The 26,435-nt window shown below is 60.4% G+C and carries 18 protein-coding genes; 7 read left to right on the top strand and 11 right to left on the bottom strand.

From position 1 onward, the window contains the following. Positions 1–9: 9 nt before the first annotated feature. The 10 genes from PU133_RS18780 to PU133_RS18735 all read right to left on the bottom strand — a co-directional run bounded on the left by PU133_RS18780 (position 10) and on the right by PU133_RS18735 (position 16,731). Positions 10–3,975 carry a type ISP restriction/modification enzyme gene (locus tag PU133_RS18780; protein WP_404862916.1) on the bottom strand — a complete coding sequence of 1,322 codons (3,966 nt, stop codon included), beginning with the start codon at positions 3,973–3,975 and terminating at the stop codon, positions 10–12. Between the two features lie 13 nt (positions 3,976–3,988). Next, positions 3,989–7,114, bottom strand: a complete 3,126-nt coding sequence (locus PU133_RS18775; RefSeq protein WP_404862915.1) for a helicase-related protein — start codon at positions 7,112–7,114, stop codon at positions 3,989–3,991. Between the two features lie 431 nt (positions 7,115–7,545). Continuing rightward, positions 7,546–8,547 (bottom strand): hypothetical protein, encoded by a 1,002-nt coding sequence (locus PU133_RS18770; RefSeq protein ID WP_404862914.1) that lies wholly within the window; start codon positions 8,545–8,547, stop codon positions 7,546–7,548. A gap of 613 nt (positions 8,548–9,160) precedes the next feature. Then, positions 9,161–10,897: an SLC13 family permease gene (locus PU133_RS18765; protein ID WP_404862913.1), complete on the bottom strand. Its 1,737-nt coding sequence runs from the start codon at positions 10,895–10,897 to the stop codon at positions 9,161–9,163. Positions 10,898–10,953: 56 nt separating this feature from the next. After that, positions 10,954–12,339 carry an FAD/NAD(P)-binding protein gene (locus PU133_RS18760; protein WP_404862912.1) on the bottom strand — a complete coding sequence of 462 codons (1,386 nt, stop codon included), beginning with the start codon at positions 12,337–12,339 and terminating at the stop codon, positions 10,954–10,956. A gap of 4 nt (positions 12,340–12,343) precedes the next feature. After that, entirely contained in the window at positions 12,344–13,402 is a 1,059-nt protein-coding gene (locus PU133_RS18755; protein WP_404862911.1) for a sulfate/molybdate ABC transporter ATP-binding protein, read from the bottom strand. 28 nt (positions 13,403–13,430) lie between these two features. Then, positions 13,431–14,306 (bottom strand): sulfate ABC transporter permease subunit CysW, encoded by an 876-nt coding sequence (gene cysW, locus PU133_RS18750; RefSeq protein WP_126012059.1) that lies wholly within the window; start codon positions 14,304–14,306, stop codon positions 13,431–13,433. Beyond that, positions 14,296–15,156: a sulfate ABC transporter permease subunit CysT gene (gene cysT, locus PU133_RS18745; protein ID WP_126012057.1), complete on the bottom strand. Its 861-nt coding sequence runs from the start codon at positions 15,154–15,156 to the stop codon at positions 14,296–14,298. Before cysT ends, cysW begins: the two co-directional genes overlap by 11 nt. A gap of 6 nt (positions 15,157–15,162) precedes the next feature. Next, on the bottom strand, positions 15,163–16,182 hold the full coding sequence (locus tag PU133_RS18740; protein WP_404862910.1) for a sulfate ABC transporter substrate-binding protein: 1,020 nt from the start codon (positions 16,180–16,182) through the stop codon (positions 15,163–15,165). 102 nt (positions 16,183–16,284) lie between these two features. After that, a complete protein-coding gene (locus PU133_RS18735) occupies positions 16,285–16,731 on the bottom strand; it encodes an RrF2 family transcriptional regulator (protein WP_404862909.1) in 447 nt (148 codons plus the stop codon). 305 nt (positions 16,732–17,036) lie between these two features. Between PU133_RS18735 and glf the strand changes: the two genes are divergently transcribed. The 7 genes from glf (at position 17,037) to PU133_RS18700 (ending at position 24,147) form a co-directional block, all read left to right on the top strand. Next, the gene (gene glf / locus PU133_RS18730; protein ID WP_404864588.1) at positions 17,037–19,226 is read left to right on the top strand and encodes a UDP-galactopyranose mutase; all 2,190 of its coding nucleotides are present in this window, start codon (positions 17,037–17,039) and stop codon (positions 19,224–19,226) included. After that, positions 19,219–20,364 carry a hypothetical protein gene (locus PU133_RS18725; RefSeq protein WP_404862908.1) on the top strand — a complete coding sequence of 382 codons (1,146 nt, stop codon included), beginning with the start codon at positions 19,219–19,221 and terminating at the stop codon, positions 20,362–20,364. Before glf ends, PU133_RS18725 begins: the two co-directional genes overlap by 8 nt. A 61-nt stretch (positions 20,365–20,425) precedes the next feature. Next, positions 20,426–20,593: a hypothetical protein gene (locus PU133_RS18720; RefSeq protein WP_404862907.1), complete on the top strand. Its 168-nt coding sequence runs from the start codon at positions 20,426–20,428 to the stop codon at positions 20,591–20,593. Between the two features lie 117 nt (positions 20,594–20,710). After that, entirely contained in the window at positions 20,711–21,817 is a 1,107-nt protein-coding gene (locus tag PU133_RS18715) for a glycosyltransferase (RefSeq protein WP_404862906.1), read from the top strand. Continuing rightward, complete coding sequence (locus tag PU133_RS18710) at positions 21,807–22,862, top strand: acyl-CoA dehydrogenase family protein (protein ID WP_404862905.1); 1,056 nt, start codon at positions 21,807–21,809, stop codon at positions 22,860–22,862. Before PU133_RS18715 ends, PU133_RS18710 begins: the two co-directional genes overlap by 11 nt. Continuing rightward, on the top strand, positions 22,859–23,575 hold the full coding sequence (locus PU133_RS18705; RefSeq protein ID WP_404862904.1) for a PIG-L deacetylase family protein: 717 nt from the start codon (positions 22,859–22,861) through the stop codon (positions 23,573–23,575). Before PU133_RS18710 ends, PU133_RS18705 begins: the two co-directional genes overlap by 4 nt. Next, entirely contained in the window at positions 23,560–24,147 is a 588-nt protein-coding gene (locus PU133_RS18700; protein ID WP_404862903.1) for a class I SAM-dependent DNA methyltransferase, read from the top strand. Before PU133_RS18705 ends, PU133_RS18700 begins: the two co-directional genes overlap by 16 nt. A 59-nt stretch (positions 24,148–24,206) precedes the next feature. On the opposite strand, the gene katG is transcribed toward PU133_RS18700, so the two are convergent. Continuing rightward, positions 24,207–26,435 (bottom strand): catalase/peroxidase HPI, encoded by a 2,229-nt coding sequence (gene katG / locus PU133_RS18695; RefSeq protein WP_404862902.1) that lies wholly within the window; start codon positions 26,433–26,435, stop codon positions 24,207–24,209.

Below are 26,435 nucleotides of genomic sequence, written 5' to 3'. Positions count from 1 at the left end.
GTGATCATTTCATCCTCGCCAGTGAGTGCTGATGTACCGATCGGTTTCTTCGTTCTTCAGTTGCTTCGTCAAATTGCTCGTTCGGACGTAGAACTCCTGCGTGCCTCCGTCTTTGAGGTAGGCGGGTTTCGGAGCCCGCTCCCTGACGTCGACGATGGCCACCAACTTCTGTTCGTGCGTGGCGAAGCGGACTTCGTAGAACGGGGCAAACTCGCTGCCGATCTGCTCGTTGATTAGGTTGACCAGCGTCTGCTGGAACCACTCCTTGGTTCTCTTGTCCGGAGACATCGCTGAGAAATCTGGTTCGAGGCCTACGATCTCTTTCTCGTCGGACACACCTATGACCAGTGAGCCTTTTCCCGAATTGAGGAAGGCCACGATCGTCTTCAATGTGGCCTTTCGGACCAGCTTGGACTTCGTCGCCTCCTTCAGATCGAACTGCAGAGTACTCTTGTACTCCAGCTCCTGGCCTTCGTCGGCCTTGATGATCTGCTCGATCGTCGGCGGTGGCGGGGGTGGTACGTAGAAGGCGTTAGGCCATCCACCGTGCCGATCGATCACCGCATCGATCTCGTCCATCAATCGGCGGGTTTCGGTAAGGGCCACGGCCACGCGCCGATAGTGCAGGATATCCTCGTCAGTGAGGACACGGCCAAAGCTGGGGTTCTTGCCACCCTTTCCCGCCCTGTCCCTGAGCCACTTCTCGCAGACCTGATATCCGCCGACGTGGAAGTCCCATGTCGCCTTGGGCACGTCCTCGAACCAGCGGCTGGCGTTGATCATCACCTTGCCGTTCTTGTATTCGGGATAGCCCTTTTCCACCCGCGCATCGCCGCTGCCGGCTAAGCGGATGTCAGGGGACATTAGGACTGGCGCATCCTCGGGGCGCAGGAGGTGAAGGCCGATGAGTTGGCGGCCAAGCGACGCCAGCGCGGCAAATGCGGCGCGGGTTGCGGGCGCGGGGATGCGGGGGAAGCCGGCCTTCAGGAACTCGGCATAGCGGCTGCGGTAGGAGGGCGCCTGCAGCACGGCATAGATGTACTCGAACAGGTCGCGGGGTCCGAAGGTCTTTTGCCCATCGCCGCGGCCGTCCCAGGGTGTGTCGAGCAGGCCAATTTGTTCTGCCTTCGGACGTTCGAAGTCAGGACCAAAGCTCTTCTGCTCCCCTCGGGGGATGCCGTCCTCGTAGGTGAGGCCAGCAATCTCACCAAAGACTAGAGCCCAGGCGCGGTCGATGTTGGGGCGCCGCTGTGGCTCGCCCACCGATGGTTTCAGCCAAAGCGGAAAAACTGAAACACGATCATAGCTCGTGGTCAATTTATGCCCGCATCTCCCGGCAACCGCCAAAGAGCCGAAATCTTCTTTTGTTTGCCTCGTAGTGACCAAGCCGGGGTGAAAATTATCAATGTTCGCGAAAATATTCTCGCTATTGGTCTTCAAGAGCCGCTTTGTGGCAAGTAAAACGCGAAAATCAAAAGCGTGTTTTTGGAAAAGCGATATATCCTTGGCTAACGGCAGAACCTTCGTACGTTCATCAATAATCTTCCGGGCGTTTCCCTTTTTCGCATCGAAGGCTTCTATCGCCTCCTCCCGGCCCATTCCGTCGAAAGCTTCGAGTTTTCCAAGAAGCGAAGGAATATCGAAATCCAATAACAGATCATCGAAACCACTCTCAACACCTGTTGAAAAAAGCGGGAAGATTACGTTAACGGCTCCACCGGCTACCCATTCCGCCTCAAGAGGCCCTGTGCTCAGGGGGGCAAATAGGTAGTCTGGCGCACTTGGTCGTCCCTTGCGAATTACAAATTCCCTCCAAGAACCTGCATAAAGTCGCTCCTCTTTATCGCGCCCTTCGCCCCAAAGCTCACCCCACGCTACTGCCGGCACATCTGTCGCGTGTCTGGCTCTGAGGACTGCGACACCTTGTTTAATCGGGAATATATTCTTGTCTAAATTGCCCGATGAAAGAGACTCTTTTTTATTCGAGTTTCCATGAAGATCTATCACCTCAATTGAAGAGAATGAGTTCCATAGATGCCAACGCAGTCCCCTGAGTGTAGGAGCATCTATGTATCCATGGTTTGTTATTAATGAAATGACGCCATAGTTTTTTGAGGCTTCACGCTCAGCCAATCGAATAAACTTGACATAGTCGTCTTGAATATTCTTCTCGAACTGCAGCATGTTGCGCTCGCGGATTTTCACACCATCGACGCTCCTGTAAGGGTCAACAATCCGGCGGAGCTCTGAAGTGAGATTTGCCGAAAGAGATGCGTATGGCGGGTTACCGACTATAATCGTGAACGCCGTTCGCGCTTTTGCGTCATTCGAAGCCTGCGCCTCATGCGCCAAAGCTTCTGACATGAAAACAAACTCCATATCCAGATCACGCGGCGGTTCCAGCGCATTTGTCAGGAAGATGCGCGCCCGCTCTTCCGAACCGAAGGCATAGCCCGTCTCCAACAGCTTCAGCCCCACCTTCATATGCGCGATGGTATAGGGCGCCATCATCAGCTCAAAGGCGGTCAGCCGCGGCAGCAGATGTGCGGGCACATAGGCGTTCCATGCGGCCTTAATCTCGGCCGCCGTCTTGCCCTGCGCTTTCCAGTGCTCGTCCATCCGCTTGTGGATCTGGTCGATGACCTCGACCAGAAAGGTGCCGGTGCCGGTGGCCGGATCGAGGATCTGCACGAAGGGCGCGTCTGGCTTCACATGCGCAGGGATGGTGATGCGGTCACTCCGCGCCGCAACTTCGGCCCAAGTGCTGGTATCAGCCAGCCCGAGGGGCAGCCCGAACTCAGTTGATAGAATCTCATCGACGCCGCGGACGATGAAGTTCACCACCGGACGCGGCGTGTAGAAAACGCCGCGCTGCATTCGTTTCTGCGGGTCGTACTCCTTCAGGAAGAGCTCGTAGAAGTGGATGACAGGGTCTTCTTTAGGATTGCGGTCACCGAAGTCACGCAGGACAGCTTCCATTTTGGCGTTGTTCAGCATGTCGACGACATCCCGCACGCCCAACTCGTCGAAGTCCATTCCTTGCCGCTTGTCGCGACCGCCGAGCTTCAGAAAGCTTTCGAATAGCTCCTTCAGAAAAGGGTTTGTCTTAGGAACCATATCGGCCAGATTGTCTGCGACGAGCAGCCCGCCCGGCCGAGAAATGCGGGCGGCTAGCATGCCGTAAGCGATGGTCTGGGCGAACATGTCGGCGAAGCCGTCATCGTCCAGGTCTTGAATCAGATTCTTGCGAAAGGCAGCGAGCATCGTGCGCATTTGTCCTGCATCAGTCTCTGCGCCCAGAAGCTCGTTAACTCGGGCACGTATCTCCGAGGCGAGCGCTGCAAGGCGTACTGCCAGATCCTTCGCCGTGCGGATCGTCTCGTTGAGACGAAGCTCGAAGGCGTCGGACCAGTCCTTCCGCCACCTGTCCGAATCCTGCTGATCTTCCGGCCAGCGAAGCTTAGACGTCAGCGTCTGGCCCACGTAGTCGTTGTGCAGACCGGTGTCCTTCGCATTCCAACCGAGCACCTTCATCACCGGGAGGTCGTTGGATGCAGCGCCATCGGAAAAATGAACGAATGCAAGCTCCCGATCGCCGGAGCGGCCGAAATTGGCAGCGAAGATCAGATCGCTCTTGTCCCACGCCTGTCGATCCGAGGGCTGTGAACCGGCGCGTTTCTTTACCACCAGGCTTCGCAGAATTCGGCGCAGGACGGTGACCGAAAGTGTCTTGTCTTCGAAGGATATGAAGAAGATGCCCCATGGCTGGTTCCTCGCAAGAGGACGCAGCTGGTGGATCTCCCTGATCTTAGCCGTTTCCTCAGGCTTCAGCCCCAGTTCGCGGGCCTCGTATTCGAACACGACCTCATCAAACCCGTAGTCCTCCCCAATCGGCCATTCCAGATGATCACGCAAAACATCGATCAGCTTCGGGAAGCTGTCGATCCTGGCCAGTTCCGCCGCAGAAATTGCCATACTTCCGTCCCCCTTAGTTCAGTTCCATCCATGTCTTCAGCACCGGGCCAACCCCGACAGGCGCCTGGACCTTACGAAGGAATGTCTTGGTAATATGCTTTTCCACAGCCGCCCGGACATCCGACAACTGTAGTCGTTCCATCTCAAGCTTTCTTGGAGTGCCAGGCGTCGAGCGGATTGCGTCGACGATCGGTGGCGCGTCCTCGACGATCCTCCCGCTCCCCACGTCATAGAGGTACCACTGGACGTCGCCTGCCTCGGTGGTCCAGATGTCCTCGCCTGCCTGGTCCGAGGCCGCTTTGTCAAAAGCTGGCCGCGCGTAGCAAAAGAAAACGGCTCGTGTGCCAGGCTTGATGTTCTCCTTGCCGGAGAAGATCGCGTTGGGGAAGCCGTTCAGCATCTCCTCAAGGTCTGGATGTTGGCGCACGAGATCCTGCCATTCGAGGTGGAGCTGCTCGTCTGGACTTTGCTGTCCCTCATATTTTTCGTTGAAATTACGCAGGTCCTCGTAGTCGTCGTCCTCACGCAGGAGCTTCCGTCCCTCGATGCCGAGAGTCTTGGATATCCTCAGCGTCTTGTGAGCCACTCGGCCGTAGAGGCGCAGCAGATCATCCAGGTCATCTGGCGGCAGGAAATTCCAATACGCTACTGTGCCACGCAGCTGTTTCTGATCGGGGTGATCCTTCAGGATCTTGGCCTCGATTTGAGGGTTCATTCGCCGATCGACACGGCCAATCCGCTGCATCAGCCGGACCGGGTTCCAATGAAGGTCGTAGTTGATTAGGCGAGTGGCGTCCTGAAGGTTGAGGCCTTCCGACAGGACATCAGTTGAGATCAGCACCCTGATCTCGCGATCTCCCTGCTCCTTGCTCGTGCTCTCGTTGTAGTAAGGCGCGAAACGCTGGATGACCTTCGAGCGATCGCCCTTGGTGCCGCTGTCGATCTGTTCAACCCCTTCAATGCCCGCTTCGCGGAGCTGGGCAGCAATGTAGCGCGCGGTGTCTCCGAACTCGGTGAAGAGCAGCACCTTGTGCTTCGATAAAACCGGGTCTCTGGTGAGGAGCTGGATGAGCTTCTTGAGCTTGAGGTCCTGGCTCGGCTTGAACTTCTCGAGTTCGTAAAGGAAATCTGCTAGCTGTTCGACATCGGCCAGTGAGTCTGCGATAATCTCGTCGACCTTGAAGTCCTTGCGATCCAGCTTGTCCCTTTCGACCTCTTCGATCAGTTCGGGTGGGATAAGGTCCTCGTCCGCTTCCGGATCGAACAGATCCTTGTCAGGCTTGTACCCGAGCAGCTTCGCGTGTTTTCGCTTGCAACGCTCAAGCTGGGCCCTTTCGTGCTCGGTCTGGCAATGGACCTCGAGCCAGGCGAGCAATTTGTGAAGCAGACGCCAACAGGAGAGCCGGAAGGCCTCTGCCGAACTCTCAAAGCGCTTCAAAAAGCTGGTACGGATAAGGGCTACGACCTGCTTTAGGCGACCGCGCTCTAGCGCCGTTGCCGCCTCCTCAGTGTCACCTTTGTAGTAGGCGTAGGGGTTGTAGATGCCGAGCACGAATAGCGGTTCGCGCTTATGGAACGCATTCGCGACCATTTCCAAAAGTTTGCCGTACGTCTGTCGAACCGAATACTCCGCGACCCTTGGCTTGCGCGGTTCTGGGAACATGACCTCCCCGTCGCCCTCGCGCTTCATGCTCTCCTTAACGTAGCTCCTGCTGCGCTGGACCACGAGGGCGTCGAACAGAGGGTCCGCGTAAAGCCGTTTGGCTACATCGGCGGTATTCAGTTCCAGCTGTTCATCTTCGATCTTGCCGTAGATTTCATTTTCGATCTGCTTTTCCAGCTGCCGAATGTATCCGGGCAAAGAGTGGATGCCGAGCGTGCCGCCCGCGAAATAGTCGGGTTCATGCCGCGAGAACAGCTCGACCATATGCTGAAAATCGGTAAGACGATTGTTGATCGGAGTGGCCGTGAGCAGGAAGACCTGCTTTCCGTCAGTGACATCGTAGAGGCGCCAGTAGCGCGACAGGCGATCTTCGCTCTCGAGGCCGCGGATGCCAGTGTTGCGGAAATGATGCGCTTCATCGATGATGATGACGTCAGCCTGACCAGTGATCTGATCGAGCTCATCCTGCATCGAAGCACGCATCAGATCGGTGTGGCTGTAGATGCGCAGATTGGCAAAGCCCTTGAAGAGGTGAGGCAGTCGCTTTTTCAGTTCCCGTTCCCAGACTGGCTCTTTGGCTGCTTTGGGAACGAAGAGCGCAACGTTCTTGCCCTCGTGGACTACGAAACGTTCGATCAACATCAGGCCGACAAACGTTTTCCCTAGGCCCACTCCGTCGCACAGGAATGCGCCACCATACTTCTCCGCCCTCTTGAGAAGACCGGCATACCCGTCTCGCTGGTACTTGGCTAAAACCGGGAAGATATGGGAGCTGCGCTTTTCCCATTCTCCGGCTGTCTCCTCGTGGCCCAGGAAGTACTGTTGGAGCGAACGGGCATATGTCTCGAACGGCAGATAGTCGCGGGTGTGCCTTTCAACGACGTGGAGCAGTTCCGGAGTGACATCCTCGGCCTCCTCCCAGTGTTCCTCGAACCATTCCTGGAGGACGGCGACGGGGGTGCCGGTGATCTGAACGTTTAGTTCGACGTTCTCGGTCATCCCGGGAAACGTGAAGTTCGAAGAGCCCACCAGTGCCGATGAGCCGACCACGTCTAGCCGTGCGTGGGTGATGTACGCCTTCGCGTGGAACTTATCCTTCCGATAGACCCGGCATTCAATGCGTCTATCCCGGATGGCTTCGCAGATCGCGCCTACGCCGCTGAGGAAGTGGTTCTTGTTTTTTTCGCGATCCAAACTCTCGTCGAGCTTCGTCCGGATTTCGACGAGTCCACGTTCGAAGGCCTTCTTCGTCCGTCGGGAAACTTGATCCCCCATCAAAATGCGGATCTTATCGACCTTTTGCCACTCGTCTTGAAGAGCAAGAAGAGAGCCGATCTCGAAATAAGCGGTCGCTATGTCAAAAGATTTGGAAAGACCGCACCAGTCGCGAAGATAGCGCAGGACGCGCCAGTCATCGGTACTATTGTCTACGATAAATAGTTCGCTACCAACTTTGTGGCTGGATCTCTTCGGCAAGGCGACACCTGCAATAAATGATGTCCTTTCATATCTGTATGGGGCTTCGTTTCAAGTCCAGTGCCGTATCTGCTCTCTCATCTGCCTCAATGCCGTTGCGCGACGGCACGTCGAGATAGAAATCACCAACAGAATTTCGGCGCGGTGCTATTGGGACCCGTTCTAGTCCGACAGATATGAGCTATCGGGCGATGCGCAGAGTCGCTTGAACAAGAGACGCGGGGCGCGAGTCGACGTCAGAACGTTGGTTCCGAACGCGCTAGTAAGCAGGTTCCTCAGCATTGACTCGACAACAGCCTTGCTAGCCCCATTCCAATTGTAGCGTAAGGTTTGAATATCTTAACCCCCCCCCCCCCCCCCCCCCCCCCCTCGCGCGATGCGGGGTGAAGTAAATAAGTGGGTGGGCCGCAACTTGCTGCGGCAGAAAGGGTTTACCTCAGAAGCTCGTCCACATCGCGTGGCGCAAACTCGTGTTGTGCGAGCGCAGCGTAAACCAATCTATCTCTCATTATTTGACGCTGACGTCGGTGGTTCGCAGATTCGTTCCATAGGACGTAGGCAAAGCCAGCGAAGCCAGCAGCAACTGAATATGGACTTTGCTCTAGAACTGGCGCGATTATGGAGGCAGCCGAGATCGCAATGGTAATCGCCGGTCGCCCGCTCTGGATCTCCTGTATGGATCTGACAAGTTCGCGTCGATGTTGCTCAACAGCCTGAAGCCGCCGCTCAAAATCGACCTCGCCTCTCTCGCCTTCTGCCGATCTGAGTGACAGTTCGGTAACAAGCTGACGGAATTCAGCCAGTGACGTTGCATTGCGTCTGCGAAAAGAGACGATATCCGCGATATTTACGTCAGGACCAATTGGCAACAGTCTTTGGACCGCCAGCAACCTGCGCTTGGCAGAGGTTAGCGAAGAGTGGCGACTGCCGACTAAGTTGATCTTCGCCTCGTTTTCGTCAGTTATCAGCGGCATCTGCTGGTGATTCGCCAGTACGCGAGCGGCGATTAAGGACATGAGGTGTTGGATTACCCAGTGTTGACCCTCCAGCCAATCCCTATCCTCGTTGGGACCGTGCAAACACTCGCGGAGGAGCCCAGCCCGGATTAGCTCTTGGGTCAAAGCCATGTAGGTGAGCTTACCGATGTGTATTCTAGCCATCCGCTGCTTCTTATTACGCCGGCGCTGAGAGCTCGCAGCTCCCAGAAAGTAGCTTAGAGCTTGCGTGTCACCTTGGTCGTCGCGAATGTATGGAGTCGGATCGAGTGGCTCGACCATGCCCTCTGCAATTAGCGAGCGGGTCGGTCCATCGAAAAGCGTTTCTAAGTTTACCCCGTTAGGCGCAATCGTTCGGATACGATCGAAGAAAAGAAGATTGGGGTATGTCCACGCCATTCCTGGAAGAGATAATCGAGGAAAATAAAGCGCTTCCATCGAAGCTCCCTTACTCGTGCAATCGTACAAAATGAATAGGCCACAAAAGTGAAACGGAGGTTATGGCTCGCATTTGCTTGTTCAGGAATTTTCAGCGCTAGGCTTGGAAGAGTGGGGCCACATAGTAAGAGGCGCTCGCGCTAGTGACGTTTAAAGCCGAAAAGCGGACACGGCGCCGTCGGAGTGGTACGGTCGAAGCGGTCGGCATACAGCTTCTGTCCGTCAAAACCAGCCTGTATGCATTTGGCCCAGGCGCGGCTCAGCCATCACATCTCTTGAATTTGATCCGATCGACAACGCTGGTATCCAGCCCCCGCAACCAAATCACCAAACATCATACAATCTTAGCATCGCCGCTGCCGCAGAATGGTCGCCGCGGTAGAGCTCGGCGTGCACCTGGGCCCTGACCGCGATGAAGGCAGGTCAAAAGCTTGCCGCGATAGCCTAGCCTTCAACACAGCCCCAGCATCCCGCATGGGGCTTTTTTGGCTTCTGCACTCTTCAGGCAATAGACCCGCGGCTAACCCGGAGGCGCGGATGCCTGAACCGGTCCAAATACGCAACTCATTCTTGACGTTGCATTTGGCCGAGGATGCCTCAGCGCTTCGGTCGCTCACAACCAAAACAACCCAAGTCCGAAGATCGCCATGACGAACGTGGACACCGTCACGGGCCCACCCGCGATCACGAAGTCTCGGAAGTGATAGCCGCCGAGGCTCATTGCGAGTGTGTTGTTGTGGTGCCCGAAGGGCGTCATGAAATCGATGGAAGCGCCGATCGCCACTGCCATGAGCAGCGGCTCGGGCGCGGCACCCGTGCGCGCGCTGAGTTCGAGGGCGATGGGGGCGAGGATGATTGCTGTCGATGCGTTGTTGACGAAGGGCGTGATGATCACGGCGACGACGAGCATGGCGATGGACAGATAGAGTTCGTGTGTACCCGGAAGCAGGTCGATGATGCCTGCAGCGATGAGATCGGCAGTGCCTGTCTCGTGGACTGCGTTCCCAAGCGGGATCATGGCTGCCAGCATGATCAGGATCGGCCAGTCGAGCTCTGCGAGCGCCGTGCGCAGATTGAGATGGCCGCCGATCAGCATGGCGAGAATGGTGGCGCCGAATGCGATTTCGGGTGGCACGAGGCCGCTCACCGCACATGCGATGCCGGCAGCAAAGAAGGCGAGCGGCATCATGGAGCCATCGGAAGGGCCGGTCGATCGCCTGGCAGGCGCTAGCAGCAGCGTTTCGGCTTCGTCCACCACCGACAAGATGGCGGCACGATCTCCCTCGACATAGAGGATGTCGCCCACCGACAGGCGCATGTCCGACAGGCGCCCCTCGACGCGCGTGCTGCGTGTTGCGATGGCCCGAACGCTGACAGAAAATTCCTGGAAGACTGCGGCGGTGCGCGGCAAGGAACCAACGAGGAGAGAACCTGGCGTCACCACCATCTCCGCCATCTCCCGCGCCCGAATGGAGCCCGTCCAACCGAGCTGGCCTGCGTCGATCATTTTTTCCAACCGACTGTGCGCAATGCGCATGACGCAGACATCACCAGCAGCAAGCGTGATCGTATCGGCCCGTCCGAATACGTGCTGCCCATTTCTGATGACCGCGAAGATCTGCGCCTCATGGGCTGCCTGCAATTCGCGCGGCGTCATCGCGACCAATGATGAAGCTGGCGTGATCGTCACTTCAGTGGTCACGGCCCGATCGACCGCGCCGAGCGCGATCTGATCGATCCGAAAGCCGGCGATGCGCGGCGCCGACCAGAGCGCCACCACCGCAAGGCCGGCCAGGGCGACGGGCACGCCCACCCAGGCGAAATCGAAGAAGGCGAAGCCCGCGCCGGTTGTCTCGAATAGAGCGTTGCTGACGATGAGGTTCGCCGGTGTTCCGATGACCGAGCCGAGGCCGCCGAGCAGGGCGGCAAAGGAGATCGGCATGATCAATTGCCGCGGATCCATGCCGGTGGAACGCGCGACGCTGAGCGCAATGGGGACCATCATGACGAAGGCACCGATATTGTTGACGAAGACCGAAATCGCCGCCGTGAGCGCGCAGAGCGAGAGCGTGATCCGCAACTTGCTTGCACCAAGGCGCTGAATGCGCGCGGAGAGCATGTCGATCAGCGGCGTGCGTCCGATGACCTGGACGATGATCAGGATCTCGATGACGGTGATGACCGCCGGGTTGGAAAGGCCGGAAAAGATCGTCTCGGCTGGAACGATGCCGATGAGGAAGGCAAGGCCGAGGCCGCAGAGAGCGGTAACTTCGATCTTCGGCCGCTCCAGTGCAAAGCAGCCGAGCATGCCAAGCAGGATGGCGATGATCCCGACCTGTTCAAAACTCATGCTTTCCCCTCGCTACTGGTGGCGAGGGTTACAGGGCTTCAGGGCAACGGCAAGTGCTAATCGGCGTTCAACGTTCTTACCACATTGGACGCAATGATTCCCGCCATCGCGCGGGACTGGTCGACGATCTCGCGGATACCGGTGATTTCAAGAAGCGCCCCCTGACCCAGCGGCCCAAGCGCGAAGAGGTCCGATTGTGGCCTGCCGTCTGCTGCGTGAACCCGCCCGTCGGGTGTGACATTGATCCCGGCGCCGGCGCGCGGGCGGCGCGCCAGCCCGCCCTCCAGCAGGCTTTTCATCAGCGGCGTGCGCGCAGACGATTGATGACCGCTGCAATCGATGACGAGGTCCGCCGTTACGCGCCGGCTAGTGCCCGTCCGTTGATCCGTCAGGACGACCAAGTCTTCTGCGACCTCCATCACCGCGGCGCGGCGAATGCGCGTGTCGTTCCGCGAAAGCTCCCGTTGCAGGCGTTCGGCCGAGGCTGGCGGAAGACGATGGCGATGGGAGAAATAGTAGGGCTTCAGGTGCCGGAGAAACGCGTTCTGCTCTGCCGTGCCGAGCGCTTGCCATGTCTGTCGTGCAATCGGGCGAAATCCATTCATCAGGCCTTGCCAGCTCTGACCTTGGGCAACGGCCTCGCGGGCTTGCCGGCGAAAGGCATGGAGGATGTCGCTCGGCCGATCGTCGTCGGCATCCGGCTTGAACGGGATGGCCTGAACAGCGCGCTCCGTGTGCGGCGCCGGCAGAATGCCGCGGCGAGACACGAGGTCGATCGTGCCTTGAAAGCCCATGTCGCGGAGCCGGAAGAGCATGTCCACCATGGTCAGGCCGGTCCCGACGAGCACGGCGTGACCGCCATGGTCGAGATCAGCACCGTCAAGCTTGGAAAAGGCGGCTCGACCAAAGCGTGCTTTCGGGCTGAAGACGCCATAGCCGGTCGCGATGACGATGGCGTCGACACCTAAGTGTTCGGAGCCGGCCGTCACGACGATGCGGCCATCCGCATTGCGTTCGACAGCCGTTGCCTGCGCCCGGATGAAGCGGCTCGCCAGCGGTGCGTGGCCGAGAGCCTCCATCGCCCGCTCCGAGACATAGTCGCCATAGGTCGCGCGGGGCATGAAGGTGTCGCCGAGCTGGTCCAGCGAAGGTGAGCCGACTGGATCGCGAGCACTGAGCCAGTTCAGAAAATCATCGGGTCGATCGGGAAAAAGGCTCGCATCGCGGCTGCGCACATTGAGCAACTCGCCGGCCCGCGCGCGGCCATAGGCCAATCCCTTCCCGAAACCAGGCGACGGATCGATCAGAAGCAACTCTGCCGGCGCATTGATCGCATCGGCAATCGCAACGGCGGCGGCAGCGCCGGTGAACCCCCCGCCGACGATCGCAACCCGGTAAGGGTGCGACGACGATCGGGGACCAGCTGCTGCGCCGCCGCTCATGCCGCTAATTGCCGCTTGCTCCAGCATTGCGGTAAAGCCGCCACCGCTTTGGCTTGAAGGCCACGCGGCCCGTCTCGCCGATCGGGTAATCTGCAGGCACCTCGATTTCGACGCGCGTCCGGTCGCCGCCGATCTCCAGTTCCAGATGGCGCGTTCCAGCGACGCGCCGCTGCGCCGCGACGGGGCCGGCAAGACCGCCGCCGGGGGTGTCTGTCAATATCTCGATGTCCTGCGGACGGAAATACAGGGTCGCCGGGCCCTCGGCTTCGCCGGATACGTCAATGCCGAGCGGCCGGTCTGCAAGCCATGCCTGTCCGGTTTCGATCCGGATCGGCAGCGCATTGGATTCGCCGATGAAGGAAAACACGAAAGGCGACGTCGGTCGGTCGTAAATGTCGTCGGCGGTTCCGACCTGTTCGATCCTGCCCTGGCTCATCACCACGACGCGGTCGGCAAGTTCCAACGCTTCTTCCTGATCGTGCGTGACGAACACAGTCGTATGTCCGGTCTTGTCGTGGATCTCGCGAAGCCATTTGCGCAGGCCCTTGCGCACCTGGGCGTCGAGCGCACCGAATGGCTCGTCAAGCAAAAGGACGCGGGGCTCGATGGCCAGCGCGCGCGCCAGTGCCACGCGCTGGCGCTGGCCGCCGGACAACTGGTTCGGATAGCGTTTCTCCAGTCCCGGCAGCTGGACGAGATCCAGGAGCTCGAGCACCCGCCGCTCGATCTCACGCTTGGGCGGGCGGATCGCTGCAGGGCGCACATTGAGCCCGAAGGCGATGTTGTCGAGCACCGTCATGTGCCGGAAGAGCGCGTAATGCTGGAAGACGAAGCCCACATTGCGGTCCTGCACGGACCGGTGCGAGGCATCCTCGTCGCCGAAGAAGATCGCGCCGTCCGTCGGCTGTTCCAGCCCGGCGATTAGACGCAGCAGGGTCGTCTTGCCTGATCCGGAGGGGCCGAGCAGTGCGATCAGTTCGCCGGATCGGATGTCGAGCGACGTTTCATGCAGTGCAGGAAAGCGGTCGAATTCCTTCCGGACCTTGTCAATTCTCAGTTCCATGAATGCTGTTCCTTGTCGCGATGAGGCGTCAGTGGCCGACGCTGTCGCGGCTGTATCGAAGTTCGAGAAGGGCCTTGAGGACGAGCGTTACCAGCGCGAGCAGCGCAAGCAGCGAAGCCACCGCAAAGGCGGCCGAGAAATTATACTCGTTGTAGAGGATCTCGACATGAAGCGGCATCGTGTTGGTCTGGCCGCGCAGGCGCCCGGAAATAACCGACACGGCGCCGAATTCGCCCATCGCGCGGGCGTTGCAGAGCAGAACGCCGTAGAGCAGGCCCCATTTGATGTTCGGCAGGGTCACCCGCCAGAAGGTCTGCCATCCATTGGCGCCAAGCGAGATCGCAGCCTCCTCCTCGCCCGTTCCCTGGTCCTGCATGAGCGGGATGAGCTCGCGCGCGACGAAGGGAAAGGTCACGAAGATCGTGGCCAGCACAATGCCGGGCACTGCAAAGAGGATCTGGACCCCGTAGGACTGAAGATAGGGGCCGAGAACGCTGCCCGCGCCGAACAGCAGGATGTAGATCAATCCGGCGATGACGGGTGAGACCGAGAAGGGCAGGTCGATCAGCGTGATGAGAAACGCCTTGCCCTTGAATTCGAACTTCGCGATTGCCCATGCTGCGGCGACGCCGAAGACGAGATTGAGGGGCACCGCAATGGCTGCGACAAGCAAGGTGAGCTTGATTGCCGCCAGCGCATCCGGCTCGCGAAGCGCCGCAAGCGCGGCACCGAGACCGTTGCGCAGCGCCTCGGTAAACACCGCGACCAGCGGGATCACCAAGACGAGCGCCAGGAAGCTGAGCGCGATCCCGATCAGGATTGCCCTGGCGATCGGCCGTTCCGCGACGGGATCGCTCCAGCCGCGGCGCCGATCTGCAGCGGCGGGGGTGATGTCAGTTGCCATAGCCAAACCGCCTCCTGCTCCAGGCTTGAATGAGATTGATCGCCAGAAGAACGGCAAAGGAGAAGATCAACATGATCAAGGCAATGGTGGTCGCACCGGCATAGTTGTATTCCTCCAGCCGGATCACGATCAGCAGCGGTGCGATTTCCGACACGTAGGGAATATTGCCCGCAATGAAGATGACCGAGCCATATTCGCCGACTGCCCGACCGAAGGCGAGCGCGAAGCCCGTCAGGATCGCGGGCGCGAGCCCAGGCAGGATGATGCGGCTGATCGTCTGGAAGCGGTTTGCGCCGAGCGTCGCGGCAGCCTCTTCGACTTCACGGCTGATTTCTTCCATCACCGGCTGAACGGTCCGCACCATGAAGGGCAGGCCGATAAAGATCAGCGCGATGACGATACCGGTCGGCGTGTAGGCCAGCCGGATGCCGTAGGGCGCAAGATACTGGCCGATCCATCCGTTGGGCGCATAGAGCGCTGTCAGCGCGATCCCCGCAACGGCCGTCGGCAGCGCAAAGGGCAGGTCGACGATCGCATCGAGGATGCGGCGGCCGGGGAAACGGTAGCGCACCAGAACCCATGCGACGATCACGCCGAAAACAGCGTTGACGAGGGCCGCAATGAGCGAGGTGCTGAAGCTGACCCGCAGCGCCTGAACGACGCGTGGATCGGTGGCGATGGTCCAGATACCCGACCAGCCAAGGGCCGCGGACCGAACGCCGAGGCCCGCAAGCGGGATGAGGACGATGAGGGTTAGGTAGGTCAGCGTGAAGCCGAGCGTCAGCCCAAATCCTGGGATGACGCTCGGCTGCTTGAACCTCCAACCGGATGCGGTTGCAGATAATGCCATCGTTGATTATTGGCCCGGACGATAGATTTCGTCGAAGACGCCGCCGTCACCGAAATAGAAGGGCTGCGCTTCACCCCAGCCGCCGAAATCCTCGATCGTGACCAGCTCGACGTCACCGAAGCGTTCGATGTCTTCGGCTGCTGCTGCCTCCGGACGGAAGGGGCGGTAGAAGTGCTTGGCGGCGAGCGCCTGGCCTTCGTCCGAATAGAGATAATCGAGATAGGCTTCTGCGAGTTCGCGGGTGCCTTTCTGGTCGACGTTGCCGTCGACGATCGCGACCGGTGGCTCGGCCAGGATGGAGATCGAAGGCGTCACTATATCGAAGGCGTCGGGGCCGAGTTCTTCGATCGCGAGATAAGCCTCGTTTTCCCAGGCGAGCAGAACGTCGCCGATCTGGCGCTGCACGAAGGTTGTCGTCGAACCGCGGGCACCGGTATCGAGAACAGGGACGTTGCGGTAGATCTGGCCGACAAACTCCTTTGCCTGGTCCTCATTGCCGAATTCGGCCCGCGCCCATGCCCAGGCCGCAAGGAAGTTCCAGCGCGCGCCGCCCGAGGTCTTCGGATTCGGGGTAATGACCTCGACGTCGTCGCGGATCAGATCGTCCCAGTCCTCGATGCCTTTCGGATTGCCCTTGCGCACGAGGAACACGATGGTCGACGTGTAGGGGGCATTGTTGTTTTCGAGCGTGCCGCGCCAATCGGCCGGGATCTTGCCGGATTCCTCGGCAATGGCGTTGATATCGGCTTCGAGCGCGAGCGTGACGACGTCGGCGGCCAGTCCGTCGATCACCGTGCGGGCCTGAGCGCCGGAGCCACCATGCGACATCTGGATGGTGACGTCGTTGCCCGTGTCAGCCTTCCACTTCGCCGCGAAGGCTTCGTTGAATTCACGGTAAAGTTCGCGGGTAGGATCGTAGGAGACGTTGATCAGGGTCTCCTGCGAAAACGCCATGCCCAGCGCTCCGAACTGGACGGTGCCGGCCAAAAGGGCGGCAGTGAAGATCTTAGAAAACCGAGTGCGCATAGGAACCTCCGAGTGGATTGCCTTTAAACTCTATCGGTTTGGTCGTGTATAAGAACGCAGTTTTCCACTGTTGGCAATCTGCTGCGAGAAACGCTTTGCCGTTCAGGCGAGCTTTCGCGCAATGAATGTTTCGGCAGGCGCGCCGAGGCTATCGGCGATAGTTGTGGTGTCCAGCACGCCACGGGTGGCGACCGCGACCTTCTCGAACACGCGCCGAACTTCGCAGGTCGCTTCGTCCGTGCAATCGTCACAACGCTGATAGGCGACGCGGCTCAGGCAGGGGAGCGGCGCCAGCGGTCCGTCGATGATGCGCAGGATCTCGCCAAACGAAATATCCGACGCCTCTCTCAGCAGCAAATACCCGCCCATCTTGCCGCGTCGGCTGACGACGATACCGTGGTGCTTGAGGTCGAGCAAAATCTGCTCCAGGAATTTCTTCGGGATGTCCTGTTCCTCGGCGATCTGTCCGATCATCACGGGCTCGTCTGGCGCGGCACGCGCCAGTGCCACCAGCGCCCGCAAAGCGTATTTGGATTTCTGAGAGATCATCGAAGGCCGCCTTTTGCCGTAGCTATAATGGATCGGCACCGTTCGGCAAAGTCTCGGTCTCGGTCGGGAGGGTTTCGTCGAAAGCAATACACAAAGGGAACATGACGACTGATTGCCGGTTCGGTGAGCCCCAGGCCGCGCCCGACCGGTGTCGGAGAGCCGACCACGATCAGTTGAAGGACCCGATCTTGAACATTGCAATCGATGGCGCTTCACCCGCCAAACCAGAGCAAGCGGTCAAAACGCCAATCTGTTGCTTCTCTCACCTGCGTTGGGATTTCGTCTTCCAGCGGCCGCAGCACATCATGACGCGGCTCGCAACGGAGCATCCGGTCTATTTCTTCGAAGAACCGATTGACTGCAAAGAAGGCGGCGACTTCCTGGAGTACCACCCCACGCGTTTCGACGGGGTCACGGTGATCCGTCCGCGCATCGCCGAAACACTGTCCGAGGACGAGCGCGACGAGCGACTGCAGATGCTGATCACGCGCTTCTGCAACGCGAGCGCCATTCGGAACCCGATCGTGTGGTTCTATACGCCGATGATGTTGCCATGGGTAAACGGCGTGAGCCCCAAGGCCGTCGTCTACGATTGCATGGACGAACTCTCCCAATTTCGCTTCGCCCCGCCGCGGCTCATCGAGCGCGAGCGCGAACTGCTCGAAAGAGCGGACCTGGTCTTTACCGGCGGTCACAGCCTCTACGAGGCAAAGCGCCATCTGCATGACGACATCCATCCCTTTCCGTCCGGTGTCGACGCCGAGCATTTTGGACAGGCACGACTGAGCCAGCGCCAAGCGCAGGAAGCGCCCGTCTTCGGCTTTTATGGTGTGTTGGACGAGCGGGTCGATCTGGACCTTATCGCAGAGATCGCGCGGTTGCGCCCCGCCTATCGTTTCGAAATGGTCGGCCCCGTGGCAAAGATCGATCCGGCGTCGCTGCCGCAAGCCGGCAACATCTCCTATCCCGGCGCGGTGTCTTACCGCGATCTGCCCGCCTGCCTTGCACGATGGAACGTCGCACTCATGCCCTTCGCGCTGAACGACGCGACGCGTTTCATCAGTCCCACAAAGACGCCGGAATACCTCAGTGGCGGAAGGCCTGTCGTTTCAACGCGCATTCGTGACGTCGAAAGACATTATGGTGATCTCGAAGGCGTTTGGATCGCCGACAGCGCTGCCGAGTTCGCCACAGCTTGCGACGAAGCGCTCGAGCTCGCCAGCCGAACCGAATGGCTCGGGCCCGTCGACCGACTGATTGCACAAGGGTCGTGGGACCGTATCGTATCGGAGATGACGGAGCATCTGGCGCGCGTCACCGAGCGCCCGACAGTCCAGTCGCAACCCTCATTCCCCACCCCTTACCGAAGCCGCCCTCCAGCCTTCGACTATCAGATCATCGGAGCCGGTTTCGCCGGCGCCGTGCTGGCCGAACGGCTCGCGAGAGGATCCGGCAAGAAGGTGATCATCTGCGACAAGCGGGAGCATATCGGCGGTAACGCCTACGACATGCATGATGCCGCCGGCGTTCTCATTCACCGCTACGGGCCGCATATCTTCCATACCAACAGCGCCGATATTTTCGACTATCTCTCCCGCTTCACCGAGTGGCGTCCCTACGAGCACCGCGTGCTGGCATCGGTTGGCGATAAGCTCTTGCCGATGCCGATCAACCGGCAGACGTTGAATGCGCTCTACGGCCTGAGGCTCGCCGGCGAAGAAGAAGCCGCCGCATTTCTGGCGAAGATCGCCGAGCCGGTGGATGTGATCCGCACGTCACGCGATGTCGTCATATCGCAGGTGGGCCGGGATCTTTATCGCAAGTTCTTCGAGGGCTACACCCGCAAGCAGTGGGGGCTCGATCCGAGCGAGCTCGACAAGTCGGTCACGTCCCGCGTTCCGACGCGAACATCGACGGATGATCGCTACTTCCTCGATCGTTACCAGACGATGCCGCTCAAGGGGTACACCCACATGTTCGGCAACATGCTGGACCATCCGAACATCACGATCGAACTCGGCGTCTCCTACGACGACCTCAGCAGCGAGAAGCTGGCCGCGCGCACGATCTATACCGGACCGATCGATCAGTTCTTCGATTTTCGCTATGGCGCTCTGCCCTATCGCAGTCTCGAATTCCGGCACGAGACGATCGACAGGATGCAGTTTCAGCCGGTGGCCGTGGTTAATTTTCCATCGGAAGACATCCCGCACACCCGCATTACCGAGTACAAGCATCTGACCGGCCAGAGCCACGCCAAGACGAGCATTTCCTACGAATATCCTTGCAGCGAAGGCGACCCCTATTATCCGATCCCACGCCCGGCCAACCAGGCGCTCTACAAGAAATATGAAGCGCTCGCGGCCACCCGCCACGATGTAAGCTTCATCGGTCGTCTCGGCACTTATCGCTACTACAATATGGATCAGGTCGTCGGCCAGGCACTTGCGACCTACCGCAAGCTCGAAGCAGTCAGGGAGATGGCCGTTGCGTGAGGCCGTCGCCCCAAGCCTCGACCGGGAGAGGGTGTTTGCGAGCTTTTTTCAGGCAGGCTTCGAATGCTCGACGCATCGTCGCGCCGATGGCAATCGGCTCGATCTCCTGCAGGCCACCGGTCATGCCGCGCATTGTCTTGCCGATTACAGGCAGGTGAAGTCGCTGGGCATGAAGACGGTGCGCGATGGCGTGCGGTGGCACCTCATCGAAGCGGCCGGCAGCACCAGCCGGACATGGGACAGCTTCCTGCCGATGCTGCGCGCATCGCGGGAAACCGGCATGGAGGTCATCTGGGACCTGATGCACTATGGCTGGCCGGATGACGTGGATATCTGGAAGCCTGACTTCGTCCGTCGGTTTGCGGCTTTCGCGGCCGCGACAGCGCGGCTTGTGAGGAGCGAGACCGATCGGGTCCCGTTCTATTGTCCCATCAACGAGATCTCGTTCTTCTCCTGGGCCGGTGGCGATCGCGCCTTTATGAACCCGATGGCGGAAGGCCGTAGCTTCGAGCTGAAGGTGCAGCTCGTGCGCGCCGCGCTGGAGGCGACCGAAGCGATCCGTGCGGTCGATCCCCGTGCGCGGTTTCTCTACTGCGATCCGGTCGTGCGGATATTTCCCAAGCCTGACCATCCGGACGATGTCCAACACGCGATCGGTTATGAAAACGCCCAGTACCAGGCCTGGGACATGCTTTCCGGCGCACTCTGGCCGCAGCTCGGCGGCGATCCCTCCATTCTTGATATCGTCGGCGTCAACTACTACCCGAACAACCAGTGGTACTACGAAGGCGAAGCGCTGCATCAGGGCCATCCCTTGCGTGTGCCGTTCAGCACCATCCTCGCCGACGTCGCCGCACGTTACGGCCGGCCCGTCGTCGTCTCCGAAACGGGCGCCGAGGCCGACCAGCGTGCCGGGTGGTTCACGATGATCGCGGACGAAGTCGAACGCGCGCTGTTCGATGGCATCGATGTGCAGGGCATCTGTCTCTACCCGATCATCGACCACGTGGGCTGGGACGACGAGCGCGCCTGCGAGAGCGGATTGCTCTCGATCGAGATGTCGGACGGGGCCCGCCGGACCCATGCGCCGCTCGAGCAGGTATTGCATGCGCAACGCCAGCGACTGCCGCTTTGGTGAGATGGAACATGCCGGTGCGCGGCTGGTTGGGCCAGGAGACATCCAAACAGGAGTTCCACTCATGACCTACCGTTCAGACACTCTCGTCGGCGACGATCTATCCAGACAAACGACGTCGCGCGTCGCCCACAGAAGCGGCCCGATTTTCGAGAGCCAGGATGTCGCCGGCGCGGCGATGGCGACGTTGATGATGCTTGGTCCGTTGTTCGCCTATTCCTTCGGCTTCTGATGCCTGAGCCGTTTCCATCGCAACGACGGTATTCGGCCTTTGCGTGGTACAAGGTGAAGGTCGAGAACGCTGCCAGCCGAGCAATCCGTGGCTTCAGCCCCAAGGATACCGTGACCCATGGGTAGACCGCTTGGCTCGTTTGACCCATGCTCGCCTCAGCTGAAGCCTGTCATCGCGATACCCGCCCGAAACGAAGAGGCGAGGCTGCCGCGCGTGCTCGATGCGCTGGAGCGACAGTGTCTGCCGACCGATGACCGGCTCCCCGTGTTTCTCCTGATCAATAATTCGAGCGACGGCTCCTTTCAGCTTGCGACGGAGCTCGGTGCCCGACTGGAGCAGGTCGCCCTGACCGTCCGAGCGGTTACCTTTGCGCCTGATGAGGCGACCGTGGGAATGGCGCGGCGCACTGCCATGGACCTTGCGCTTGCATTAGCGCCATTGGCCTCATCGACGCTGCTGCTGACCACGGATGCGGACGCGGAGCCAGATCAAGACTGGGTTGCCGCCAATCTGAAAGCAGCTCATGCGGGCGCTGATCTCGTAGCGGGGACGATCGTTGCGGATCCATCGGAGGAAGCGCTGCTCGGCATCGGGCTGATCAGGCGCAGCCGTTCCTTCGACGCCTACTGCCGCGCGCGCAGCCTTCTGGGCTCCCTATTGGATCCGATCGATCACGATCCCTGGCCAAAGCATCTCTTCGAGATGGCCGGCAGCTTGGCCGTTCGCGGCGATGTCTACGCTGCGGTCGGCGGGATCGACCCGCTGGCCTACCGCGAAGACCTGGCATTCGTCTCGAAGGTGAGGGCATCGGGGTATAGTGTGCGGCACAGCGTCGATGCGGTGGTGACCGTATCTGCGCGCACATGCGGCCGGGCACCGGAAGGGATGTCCCAGAGCCTGGCGCGCTGGAAGGTCGAGGCGGAACGCGGAGATCCGTTGCTCGTGGAGGATCCCGACAAGACCGTGGCGCGTTTCCTGTTGCGCCGAGAATTGCGCGCCGCGGACAGGTTCAAGCTCAACGCCTGCCTGCAGGCGGCGGGCGTGACCCATGTGACATTGCCCGCATACGAGCGCGCCGCAAGGGCCGCTGCCATCGAGCTACTCGCAAAGGACGATCTGGATGCATGCGAAGTCCCCGTTGAAGTCGCCCTTTCCGAATTCGAGCGGGTCATGCGCGGATATGTCGATTGCGCAGCCACCGAAGAGCTTGTGCATGCAGGTTGATTTGGCGGGCTTGGCCAACGCGATTGGCGCCGGTTCGGCTGAATGCGATGCACAGGGCAGCTTTCCCGAGGCGGCGTTTGCGGCACTGAAGGAAGCCGATCTTCTGGCTAGACCACCAGTGGATGCCGACGCGACGCCTGAACTGCTCAAGCTTCTGGCAGCTATTGGTCGCGGCGACCTGAGCACGGGCCGGCTTTACGAGGGGCATGTCAACGCGGTGATCCTCGCGCGCCAGTTTGCGCAGGGCGCCGCGCTGGACAGGGCCAATCGGCTGCTTGCTTCGGGAGGCATGTTCGGTGTGTGGAACACCGATGCGCCGCAGGACCCGTTGACGATTGAGAGCGGCGTTCTATCCGGCAAGAAGAATTTCGCCTCCGGCGTGGAGAGATTGAGCCATGCGATCGTCACCACCGGCAGCATGGCCGAACGCATGATGTGGCTGGTGCCCGTGGAAGATTTGCCGCTCGACCGTACGTGGTGGAAACCCATGGGCATGCGATCCTCAGGCAGCCACGTCGTCGACTTCAACGGACTGCGGGTTCAGGACGACTGGGCGGTCGGATCGCCTGGCGACTATACACGCGAACCCTGGATATCGGCCGGAGCGATCCGTTTTGTGGCGGTCCAGGTGGGCGGCATGCACGCGATTCTGGATGTCACGATCGACCACCTTCAGCGCTCGTCTAGATCCGAAGATCGCCTCCAGCAACAGCGGCTGGCGACGATGGCGACCGCTGTTGAGACCGGCTATCTGTGGCTCGATCGCGTAGGGCGCGAGTGGAGGCAGACAGGCTTTGCGGACACGGTAATCCCATCCACGGCGGCGGCGCGCGGTGCGGTCGAAAGCGCAGCCGTGCTCGTGCTCGATCTCGCTGAAAAATCTGTCGGCGCCGCGGGCATGATCACGCCTCACCCGCTGGAGCGGCTGGTTCGCGATCTGCGCACCTATCTGAGGCAACCGAACCCAGACGGGGCGGCCGACATCCTCGGCCAATCGGTCGCGGAACGGACGTGGGCGCCAGGACGCGGAGGTTTGGACCGATGAGTCGCTTTGCCGTGACCGATCTCGACGGGCCGATTCTCGTCGTTGCGCCTCATCCAGACGACGAAACGCTTGGCTGTGGCGGTCTGATCGCGCTGGCAACCAAAGCCGGAATTGAAGTGCACACGCTGTTCGTCACCGATGGCAGCGCGTCGCATCCCGCGTCGCAGACCCATCCACCGGATGTGATGGCCGAAATCCGTGCGGCGGAAGCAGAAGAGGCGCTCAAGCGGCTCGGCGCAGAGCACCAGCCGCGCTCATTCCTCAAACTGCGCGATGGGCGCATGCCCCCTCCTGGCAAGCATGCCTATCGCGATGCGTTGGATGTCGTTTCCGAACTCGTCTCGGGATCGAGGTTCAAAACCGTCGTGGTGCCATGGCGGCGCGACCCGCACACGGACCACCGCATCAGCTGGCGCATTGCGATGGATGCGGTTCGGGGCAATGGGATGCAGGTCACGCTGCTGGAATATCAGATCTGGCTCGCAGAAAACGGCCAGGCGGAAGACTGGCCGGGCGATGGAGAGGTTTCGGACGCATCACTCGACATTTCCATGGTGATGGAGCGCAAGCACCACGCGCTCAAAGCGCATCGGTCTCAATTGGGCCTGGTGGTCGATGACGACCCGAGCGGCTTTGCGTTGTCAGCAGAAACCATCGCGCGGCTCGTCGGCCAAACCGAGAACTATTGGGTCAGCCGATGGCCCGGTCCATAAACCTCGACGGCTTCGAGAACCTGTTCCAATGCGATCCGGATCCCTGGGACTACGAAACCTCGGCATTCGAGGCGCATAAGCGATCGGTGCTTTTGAGGCATGCCGGCCTCAGTCCACGCGGCCGCGTGCTCGAGCTGGCCTGCGCGAATGGTGTCACCACGCAAGCACTGATGAATGTGGGCTTGCGCGTCACGGCGTTGGACGGATCGCTAACCGCGATCTCCCAGGCGCAAGCGCGGCTGGGCAAGATCAGTCGTCTGCGGCTGCTGCATGCAAATCTGCCGGAAGGCATGCCGAAAGAGCGCTTCGACCTGATCGTCGTTTCCGAGATCGTCTATTATCTCGGCAGCATCGCTGCCCGGCAGCTGGCTAAAAGCGTGGCAAATCGCGTCTCACCCGGCGGGCGGGTGGTCGTGCTTCACCATCACGTCAATTTTCCAGATGCGTCGGTCAATCCGGAACACGCCCATCGGGATTTCGTCAGGCTGCTTCGAAAAAGGATGACGCTGGTCCGCTCGGCCCGCACCGGGCGCTTCTGCGTCGCGGCGCTGGTGGCCGGACATCGCCATTGAGCGAGCGTGCTTCGGCCCCAAAAGAAAAGGGCGGCATCTCTGCCGCCCTTTCGTGTGTCTTACGACTTGGACCAGTGGTCCCGCTTCAGGTCGAAGCGATCCGCGTTCATGACCTTCGTCCAGGCCTTCACGAAGTCACGCACGAACTGGTCCTGCGTGTCGTCCTGCGCATAGTGCTCGGCAAGCGCGCGCAGCTGCGAGTTCGAGCCGAAGACGAGATCCACGCGGGTGCCTGTCCACTTGACCTCGTTCGACTTGCGATCGCGACCTTCGAAGACGTCCTGCGCTTCCGAAACAGCCTTCCAGGCCGTGTTCATGTCGAGCAGGTTGACGAAGAAGTCGTTCGAGAGCGTGCCGACCCGATCGGTGAAGACACCGTGCCTGGAGTTGCCGTGGTTTGCGCCGAGAACGCGCAGGCCACCAACGAGCACCGTCATCTCGGGCGCCGTCAGCGTCAGAAGCTGCGCACGGTCGATCAGGAGTTCCTCGGTCGGGATAGAGAAGTCCACCTCGAGATAGTTGCGGAAGCCATCGGCCTTCGGTTCCATCGGCTCGAAGGACGCCGCATCGGTCTGTTCCTGCGATGCATCCATGCGGCCCGGGGTGAACGGCACGTCAACATCATGACCGCCGTCACGGGCTGCCTTCTCGACCGCTGCCACACCGGCGAGCACGATGAGGTCGGCCAGCGACACTTTCTTGCCACCCGTCTGCGACGCGTTGAACGACGACTGGATGCCTTCCAGCGCGCTCAGCACCTTGGCGAGCTGTTCCGGGTCGTTGACTTCCCAGTCCTTCTGCGGAGCAAGGCGAACGCGAGCGCCATTGGCGCCGCCGCGCTTGTCCGAGCCACGGAAGGTGGAGGCCGATGCCCAGGCGGTCGAGACCAGCTCGGAAACCGTAAAACCCGTAGCGAGGATCTTCGACTTCAGGTCCGCGATGTCCGCATCGTTGACCAGCTCATGGTCGACGTCTGGGATCGGATCCTGCCAGATCAGCACTTCCTGCGGCACTTCCTCGCCGAGGTAGCGCACGCGCGGACCCATGTCGCGGTGGGTGAGCTTGAACCAGGCACGCGCGAATGCGTCGGCGAACTGATCCGGGTTCTCGTGGAAGCGCTTGGAGATCGGGCCGTAGATCGGGTCCATCTTCATCGCCATGTCGGCGGTCGACATCACGAGCTTGACGCGGTTGCCTGAACCATCGACCTGCGGTGCGTGATCCTTTTCGGCAAGATCGCGGGCATGCCACTGCCAGGCACCGGCCGGGCTCTTGCTCAGTTCCCAGTCGTAGCCGAACAGAACGTCGAAATAGCCGTTGTCCCACTGGATCGGGTTGGCCGTCCACGGGCCCTCGAGGCCGCTGGTGATCGTGTGGATGCCACGGCCGCTCTCGAACGTGCTCGTCCAGCCGAGACCCTGATCGGCAATGTCGGAGCCTTCCGGATCCTTGCCCACCAGCGAGGCATCGCCGGCGCCGTGCATCTTGCCGAAGGTGTGGCCGCCTGCAACGAGTGCGACGGTCTCTTCGTCGTTCATGGCCATGCGGCCGAAGGTCTCGCGGATGTCCTTGGCGGAAGCCAGCGGATCGGGACGACCGTCCGGACCTTCCGGGTTCACGTAGATGAGGCCCATCTGAACGGCAGCCAGCGGGTTTGCCAGCTCGCGCTCACCCGAATAGCGGCTCTTGGCTGCATCCGAAGGTGCCAACCACTCTTCTTCCGTACCCCAGAAGATATCCTGCTCGGGCTCGAAGATGTCTTCGCGGCCACCCGCGAAACCAAACGTCTTGAAGCCCATGGATTCCAGGGCGACGTTGCCGGTCAGAATGAAGAGGTCGGCCCAGGAGATCTTGTTGCCGTATTTCTGCTTGATCGGCCACAGCAGGCGGCGTGCCTTGTCCAGATTGGCGTTGTCCGGCCAGCTGTTCAGCGGCGCGAAGCGCTGCGTGCCGGAAGACGAGCCGCCACGGCCGTCGCCCGTGCGGTATGTACCGGCGCTGTGCCATGCCATGCGGATGAAGAACGGGCCGTAATGGCCGTAATCGGCCGGCCACCAGTCCTGCGAGTCCGTCATCAGCGCGGTCAGATCCTGCTTCAGGGCCTTGTAGTCAAGCTTGTCGAACTTTTCGGCATAGTCGAACTTCTCGCCCATCGGATTTCCGAGCGGGGAGTTCTGGTGAAGGATGCTGAGGTTCAGCTGGTTCGGCCACCAGTCCCGAAGCGTCTTCGCCTGCGAGAGCGAGTGGATGACCGGGCATTTGCCGGCCTTATCGACTTTGGCGTCCAT

Source organism: Georhizobium sp. MAB10 (genome assembly GCF_045012825.1).
Taxonomy (GTDB): Bacteria; Pseudomonadota; Alphaproteobacteria; order Rhizobiales; family Rhizobiaceae; genus Georhizobium; species Georhizobium profundi.
The sequence above is the reverse complement of the archived record's forward strand: the minus strand, read 5'-3'. Positions and strand labels throughout refer to the sequence as shown.